Genomic DNA, 6,609 nt, shown 5'->3' with positions numbered 1-6,609 from the left:
CGTGGCAAATGCCCCCTCTGCCGAGAAAGCCATGGCTGAGGCCGGATTGTCGGCAGATCAGGTCACAGGTACCGGTCGCGATGGCCGCATCATGAAAGAAGATGTTGCGCGTGCCGTTGCGACGGCTGCGGCCCCTGCGCCTGCAGCAGCGCCCGCCCCTGCGGCTCAGGCCCCGCGCGCGCCAGTTGCGGCCGAGGACGAGGCCCGCGAGGAACGTGTTCGCATGACACGCCTGCGCCAGACCATCGCAAAGCGTCTGAAAGATGCGCAAAACACTGCCGCGATCCTGACCACCTACAACGAGGTGGACATGACCGAGGTGATGGCCCTGCGCAATCAGTACAAGGACCAGTTCGAGAAAAAGCACGGTGTGCGTCTGGGCTTTATGTCCTTCTTCACCAAGGCCTGCTGTCACGCGCTGAAAGAGGTTCCCGAAGTCAACGCCGAGATCGACGGAACGGACATCGTCTACAAGAACTTCGTTCACATGGGAGTGGCTGCTGGAACGCCGCAGGGTCTGGTTGTGCCGGTCATCCGCGATGCTGACAGCATGTCCTTTGCGGCCATCGAAAAAGCCATCGCCGAAAAGGGCAAACGCGCCCGCGAAGGCAAGCTGAGCATGGCCGAGATGCAGGGCGGCACGTTCACCATCTCGAACGGTGGTGTTTATGGCTCGCTCATGTCCTCGCCGATCCTGAACCCCCCGCAGTCCGGCATTTTGGGCATGCACAAGATTCAGGACCGTCCGATGGTCATCAATGGCGAAATCAAGATCCGCCCCATGATGTATCTTGCCCTGTCTTACGACCACCGGATCGTTGACGGTAAAGGCGCCGTGACCTTCCTTGTTCGCGTGAAAGAGGCGCTGGAAGATCCGCGCCGCCTGCTGATGGATCTGTAATCATGGCGACACATGTACTCTGGCAAGCCGATGTGGCCGATTTCGATGTCTGGCTGAAGGTGTTTCAGGAAGACAAACCGATGAGGGAGGCCGCGGGCATTCGCGACCTTCACATCTGGAAAGACCCGGATCAGAAGGACCATGCCGTCGCGCTGTTCGAGATCACGGATCTGGATCGCGCTCAGGACTTCATGGAATCCGAGGAGTTGGCGATGCATCACGAACGTGGTGGGGTTGCTCACATCCAGATCAAGGTGCTGGATCCTGTCTGAATTCCGCATTCGCGCCTCATTCAGGGGCGCGAAGTTCACTCGTAATCCGATGATTTGTACCAACTCAGGGGGAACTGACGGATGACCACGGAGCTGACCGTTCTGACCCTTGCTGCATTGCTCTGGGTGGTGCAATTCACGGCCTACCTGGCAGCAGGTCATGGCAAGATCGACCTGGGCCACGCCATTGGCCCACGGGATACCCCATTTGACAAACCCGGTGTCTGTGGCCGTCTGCATCGCGCGCTCAGCAACCATACCGAAGGGTTGGTTCTGTTTGGGATCGCGGCACTTGTCCTGACGGTCTCGGGGCAATCCAGCGGATTTACCGCCGCCTGCAGCTGGATTTATCTGATCGCTCGAATTCTATACGTCCCGGCCTATGCGTTCGGCTGGACACCCTGGCGTACGGTGATCTGGATCGTTGGTCTGCTGGCCACCACCGTAATGTTGCTGGCCGCTGTTCTTTGAGACGGCCCCCGGCATAGATTAATCATAAGGGGAACGGCCCTGGCGCAATCGGTACTGCCGCCATCCCCGCAAACGATAAGGACCTGACATATGGCAAACTATGACGTTATCGTAATCGGCGCCGGTCCCGGCGGCTATGTCTGCGCCATCCGCTGTGCCCAGCTGGGGCTCAAGACGGCTGTGGTCGAGGGGCGTGAAACACTGGGCGGCACCTGTCTGAACGTGGGCTGCATCCCGTCCAAGGCCCTGTTGCATGCCAGCCATCAGCTTCACGAAGCTGAGCATAACTTTGCCAAGATGGGTCTGAAGGGCAAAAGCCCCTCGGTCGATTGGAAACAGATGCAGGCCTACAAGGACGAGGTGATCGACGGAAACACCAAAGGCATCGAATTCCTGTTCAAGAAGAACAAGATCGATTGGCTGAAAGGTTGGGGTTCGATCCCTGCCGCTGGCAAGGTCAAGGTGGGTGATGAGGTTCACGAAGCGAAAAACATCATCATCGCTTCGGGATCGGAACCATCGTCGCTGCCCGGTGTAGAGGTGGACGAAAAGGTCGTCGTAACCTCGACAGGTGCGCTGTCACTGAACAAGATCCCGAAAAAGATGGTGGTCATCGGTGCAGGTGTCATCGGGCTGGAACTGGGCTCGGTCTATCAGCGTTTGGGGGCTGAGGTGACCGTGATCGAATTCCTCGATGCCATCACACCGGGCATGGATCCGGAGGTTCAGAAAACCTTCCAGCGTATCCTCAAGAAGCAGGGCCTTAAATTCGTCATGGGTGCAGCGGTGCAAAAGACCGAGGCCACCAAGACCAAGGCTAAGGTGACATACAAGCTGCGCAAGGATGACAGCGAGCATGTGATCGACGCCGACACCGTGCTGGTTGCAACCGGGCGTAAGCCATTCTCGGATGGTCTTGGCTTGGAGGCACTGGGTGTTGAGATGACACCGCGCGGCCAGATCAAGGTTGGCGCTGACTGGCAAACCAACGTGCCGGGTATCTATGCCATCGGCGATGTAACCGAAGGCCCGATGCTGGCGCACAAGGCCGAGGACGAAGGCATGGCCGCCGCCGAGCAGGTCGCGGGCAAACATGGCCATGTGAACTATGGCGTCATCCCGGGCGTGATCTACACCTGGCCCGAGGTCGCCAATGTTGGTGAGACCGAAGAAACGCTCAAGGAACAGGGCCGCGCCTATAAGGTAGGCAAGTTCATGTTCATGGGCAATGGCCGCGCCAAGGCAAACTTGATGACCGATGGGTTTGTGAAAATCCTCGCTGACAAGGAGACCGACCGTATCCTGGGCGCGCATATCATCGGCCCAGCAGCGGGTGACCTGATCCACGAGGTCTGCGTCGCAATGGAATTCGGTGCATCAGCCGAGGATCTGGCCCTGACCTGCCACGCCCACCCGACCTATTCCGAAGCCGTACGCGAAGCTGCGCTTGCCTGTGGCGACGGACCGATCCACAGCTGAGTTTCAAGATCCCGGCAGCTGTCAGGTTGCCGGGGTCAACCACGCCTCAAGATAGACTTCCAGTCGATCGGCAAAGCTCTGCGCTTCATGCAGCGCGCAAAACTGCAGGGACATGGCCTGTATGGAAAAGGCCTGAACGCCTTCGGCAAGCAGATCGTGTGATACATCCTGCCGAACAGTCGCATGTTCCAACCAGCCGGATACCAGACGGAAGTACCGCTCGAAGCAATGGGCAATTGGTCCGATCTCGGCAATTCCCGTGGCACCCGAATACCTTAACAGCAGATCAAAGACATAGCGTTCCGACGTCATGAAACTGTGGACAGGCTCCAATGCCGCTATGATCTCGGACACAGTTTTGGGATCAGGCCCGCTGTCAGCCTGATCAAAACAGGCGCTCAGCTTTTCGCCCATCAGGATTTCCATCAGCGCGTCCTTGTCGTGGAAATGCGCAAAGAAGGTTCCCTTGGCGACACCGGCAGCCTGAACCACTTCTTCGACCCGCAATGCCTCGTATCCATTGCGCTGCACAACGTCTTCAGCGGCGGACAAGAGGCGTGCGCGCGTCTTCAGGGTTCTATTTTGAATCGGTTTTTGCATGAGGGTTGTTTGCACGAATTTTGACCGCGGTCAAATTTAATATTGACCATGGTCAATTATTGGTTCTACAAACTGACCGCGGTCATTTTTGGAGAATCCCGATGCAAACCAAGAAAGTTCTCATCCTCGACGGACACCCAGGTGAAACCAGCCTGTCCCGTACCTTTGCCCAGACATACAGCGATGCAGCGCGTAAGGCGGGTCATGACGTCCGAATGGTTCATCTAAGTGATCTGCAGTTCGATCACGATTTCGGTCAGGGCAACTATCACGACTTCAAACCACTGGAGCCCGTGCTTGAGCAGGTGTTGCAAGACATCGAATGGAGCGATCATCTGGTCCTGACGACCCCTATGTGGTGGGGTGGCCTGCCTGCCAAACTGAAAGGCCTGATCGACCGGATGTTCATCCCCGGGCGCACGTTCGATACGCGGAACACGACCAAGATCGGATTTCCTGCTCCGATGCTCACCGGTCGGACAGCGCGAGTTATCATGACATCCGACACACCCGGCTGGTTCATGCGGCTGATCTATCGTCAGGCGCTTATCCGACAGGTTCGGGACCAGATACTTGGCTTTGTTGGCTTCAAACCCACCCGCTTCACCTATTTCGCGGGTGCAAGTTATCCCAAATCGGGCAATGTGGAGCGCTGGATTGAAAAAGTAGCCAAAATCGGTGCGGCTGCAGTTTGAGCAGCGTACCTACCACATCGTCTTGGCGGCGCGGGCACCCCATTCCTGATCATAACGCGCGCCGCCTTCGTCGCCTTCCGAGGCCTCAGCGAGAATCTCGCCAACCGTCGGCAGATCGGCGGTTTCATCATCGCTGCTCCAGGTGCGTGCACGCATAAGAGCCCGGGCACATTGGGTGTAGATTTCAGCAATTTCTATGACAATCACAGTAGCTGGGAGCTTCCCGTTTTTCTCAAACCGCGCGCGCAAACCTTCATCTGTGGTCAAGCGTGCCATTCCGTTCAAACGCACCACATTGTTTGATCCCGGAACCATGAACATCAGCGATACATGCGGATCGCGCACAATGTTGCGCAAACTGTCCAGCCGGTTGTTCCCACGCCAATCAGGCATGGCCAGAGTACCTGCATCCAGTTCCAGAACCACCGGACCATCATCGCCGCGCGGGCTGCCATCTACGCCTTCAGGACCCACCGTGCTGAGCACACACAGGCGAGAGGCCATGATCCATTTGCGATAGAGCGGCGTCAGGCGGTGCGCGACCTTACGCAGCGCTGGCGCCCCGGGTTTGCCATACAACGCCTCAAGCGCGGCAATATCTTTAATGAACTCCATCCGGATCAAACCCCACTTCGCGCATCAGATCGTTTGAGCGTGTTTCAATCACGTCTTCCAGACGTGAAAGGAATTCGTTGCGACTGACCCCAGGCTCAATCGGATCAAGAAATTCGACAATCGCATGCCCGGGTTTGCGCATGATTCCTGTACGAGGCCAGAACACGCCGACATTCGTGGCTGCCGGTACGCATGGAAAACCCAGGCCCTCATACAGGACGGCCGTGCCAACCTTGTAGGGTTTATGGACCCCGGGGGCGACCCGGGTTCCCTGCGGATAGATCACCAGCTGACCGGGTTCCGCAAACTCTCGGGACACATCCTTGACCATCTTGGCCACCGCCGCGCCGCGCTTGCCTCGGTTAACCGGGATACATCCAAGGCGGCGCGCATACATGCCGATGATCGGGGTCCACAGAAGCTCTCGTTTCATGATGAACTTGCCGTGCGGGATAGCGTCAAAGATCATGATGATATCGAGAAACGACTGGTGCTTGGCACCGATCACCACCTCTCCGGTCGGGACGGGGCCGCGCACTTCACTGCGAATTCCGACCATCCAGCGGGCCAGCCAGATTGTGGTACGCGCATAGGTTTTGCAGGCCTGCAGCGCGCCACGTTTCGCGAACATCGCATAAGGGGCAAAGACCAATCCAAGGATCAGCATCCAGATATAAATCGTGATCATGAAGATCAGCGAACGTACCCATTGAATGGCCATGAGCATCACGAAAGTTCCTTCAACTTGCGACGGGCTGCGGACCAGGTGGCAAAAAAGGCAACAGTTGCCCCAAGCAGCGGAATAGCGGCAGGCAGAAGCCAGCCCATTCCCTGAAAACCCAATCCGGTCAGAAAGCCGCCCGCATCCGATGCTTCGGGCAGAAGCAATACACCAGACATCCCCAGCAACGTACCCACTGCAGCACCAAAGAACGCACGATAGGTAAATCGCCGTACAAAAGCTCCGGCGATGAAGCGATCACGGGCACCGACCTGTCGCAATACCTCGATGATCTGCGCATTGGCGGCGAGGGACGAATTAGCCGCCAGTGTGATCATCGCCGCCGTTGCCCCGCCAATCAGCAAGATGGAAATCCAGCCCAGCCGCCGCAGCGACATGGCCGCGTCGACCAGTGGTTCACGCCATCTGGTATGATCATCCAGTACCGCGCCGGGGACTTCGGCGCCGAGCCTGAGTCGCAGTCCAATGGCATCCAGACCGGGTTCGCCTTCAACGATCTCGATCAGTTGCGGAATAGGCAGAGTGTCCAGGGGCAGATCAGGCCCGAACCAGGGTGCCAGCAGCGCTGCCTGTTCCTCGGATGTCAGGGCCCGCGCAGAAGCCACACCCGGTGTCTGGCGAAGCACATTCAAGGCCGCTTCGGTCTGAGCCGCGCGCTGTTCTGCCGGTGCATTGATACGCAAGGTGGCAGCACCCGCAAGTTCGGTGGCCCAACGGTCGGCCAACCGACCGGACGCCAGCGACAGTGCCAGCGCAAAAACGGCAAGAAAGGCCATGGCGCCGGATACAAACAGAGTAAGCTGCGCGGTAAAACCGGTGGGTGGAACCACCCGG

The 6,609-nt window shown here is 58.0% G+C and carries 9 protein-coding genes; 5 read left to right on the top strand and 4 right to left on the bottom strand.

What is annotated here, in order from left to right; genetic code table 11:
- The 4 genes from odhB to lpdA all read left to right on the top strand — a co-directional run.
- A partial coding sequence (odhB, locus tag E1297_RS44280) for a 2-oxoglutarate dehydrogenase complex dihydrolipoyllysine-residue succinyltransferase (protein WP_155149829.1) occupies positions 1–901 on the top strand: 901 nt, incomplete at its 5' end.
- 2 nt (positions 902–903) lie between these two features.
- Positions 904–1,173, top strand: coding sequence for a hypothetical protein (locus E1297_RS44275; RefSeq protein WP_155149827.1), 270 nt, complete (start codon positions 904–906; stop codon positions 1,171–1,173).
- An 81-nt stretch (positions 1,174–1,254) separates the two neighbouring features.
- A complete protein-coding gene (locus E1297_RS44270; protein WP_155149826.1) occupies positions 1,255–1,644 on the top strand; it encodes an MAPEG family protein in 390 nt (129 codons plus the stop codon).
- 90 nt (positions 1,645–1,734) lie between these two features.
- Entirely contained in the window at positions 1,735–3,123 is a 1,389-nt protein-coding gene (gene lpdA / locus E1297_RS44265) for a dihydrolipoyl dehydrogenase (protein ID WP_155149824.1), read from the top strand.
- A gap of 21 nt (positions 3,124–3,144) precedes the next feature.
- Here the strand turns inward: lpdA and E1297_RS44260 are convergent, their stop codons facing one another.
- Positions 3,145–3,723 (bottom strand): TetR/AcrR family transcriptional regulator, encoded by a 579-nt coding sequence (locus tag E1297_RS44260; RefSeq protein ID WP_155149823.1) that lies wholly within the window; start codon positions 3,721–3,723, stop codon positions 3,145–3,147.
- A 101-nt stretch (positions 3,724–3,824) separates the two neighbouring features.
- Between E1297_RS44260 and E1297_RS44255 the strand changes: the two genes are divergently transcribed.
- Complete coding sequence (locus E1297_RS44255) at positions 3,825–4,418, top strand: NAD(P)H-dependent oxidoreductase (RefSeq protein WP_155149821.1); 594 nt, start codon at positions 3,825–3,827, stop codon at positions 4,416–4,418.
- Positions 4,419–4,427: 9 nt separating this feature from the next.
- Here the strand turns inward: E1297_RS44255 and E1297_RS44250 are convergent, their stop codons facing one another.
- From E1297_RS44250 to E1297_RS44240, 3 genes are all read right to left on the bottom strand, one after another.
- Complete coding sequence (locus E1297_RS44250) at positions 4,428–5,033, bottom strand: pyridoxamine 5'-phosphate oxidase family protein (RefSeq protein WP_155149818.1); 606 nt, start codon at positions 5,031–5,033, stop codon at positions 4,428–4,430.
- On the bottom strand, positions 5,020–5,760 hold the full coding sequence (locus E1297_RS44245; RefSeq protein ID WP_155149816.1) for a 1-acyl-sn-glycerol-3-phosphate acyltransferase: 741 nt from the start codon (positions 5,758–5,760) through the stop codon (positions 5,020–5,022). The genes E1297_RS44250 and E1297_RS44245 overlap by 14 nt, the downstream gene beginning before the upstream one ends.
- On the bottom strand, positions 5,760–6,609 hold an 850-nt coding region (locus E1297_RS44240; protein ID WP_368669854.1), incomplete at its 5' end, for a cell division protein FtsX. The genes E1297_RS44245 and E1297_RS44240, both read right to left, overlap by 1 nt.

The organism is Roseibium sp. RKSG952, from assembly GCF_009711355.1.
The sequence above is the reverse complement of the archived record's forward strand: the minus strand, read 5'-3'. Positions and strand labels throughout refer to the sequence as shown.

Excerpts from the sequence above, each read along its gene's own strand:
- E1297_RS44275 (WP_155149827.1), top strand. The coding sequence starts at position 904 with ATGGCGACACATGTACTCTGGCAAGCCGATGTGGCCGATTTCGATGTC.
- E1297_RS44270 (WP_155149826.1), top strand. The coding sequence starts at position 1,255 with ATGACCACGGAGCTGACCGTTCTGACCCTTGCTGCATTGCTCTGGGTG.
- lpdA (WP_155149824.1), top strand. The coding sequence starts at position 1,735 with ATGGCAAACTATGACGTTATCGTAATCGGCGCCGGTCCCGGCGGCTAT.
- E1297_RS44260 (WP_155149823.1), bottom strand. The coding sequence starts at position 3,723 with ATGCAAAAACCGATTCAAAATAGAACCCTGAAGACGCGCGCACGCCTC.
- E1297_RS44255 (WP_155149821.1), top strand. The coding sequence starts at position 3,825 with ATGCAAACCAAGAAAGTTCTCATCCTCGACGGACACCCAGGTGAAACC.
- E1297_RS44250 (WP_155149818.1), bottom strand. The coding sequence starts at position 5,033 with ATGGAGTTCATTAAAGATATTGCCGCGCTTGAGGCGTTGTATGGCAAA.
- E1297_RS44245 (WP_155149816.1), bottom strand. The coding sequence starts at position 5,760 with ATGCTCATGGCCATTCAATGGGTACGTTCGCTGATCTTCATGATCACG.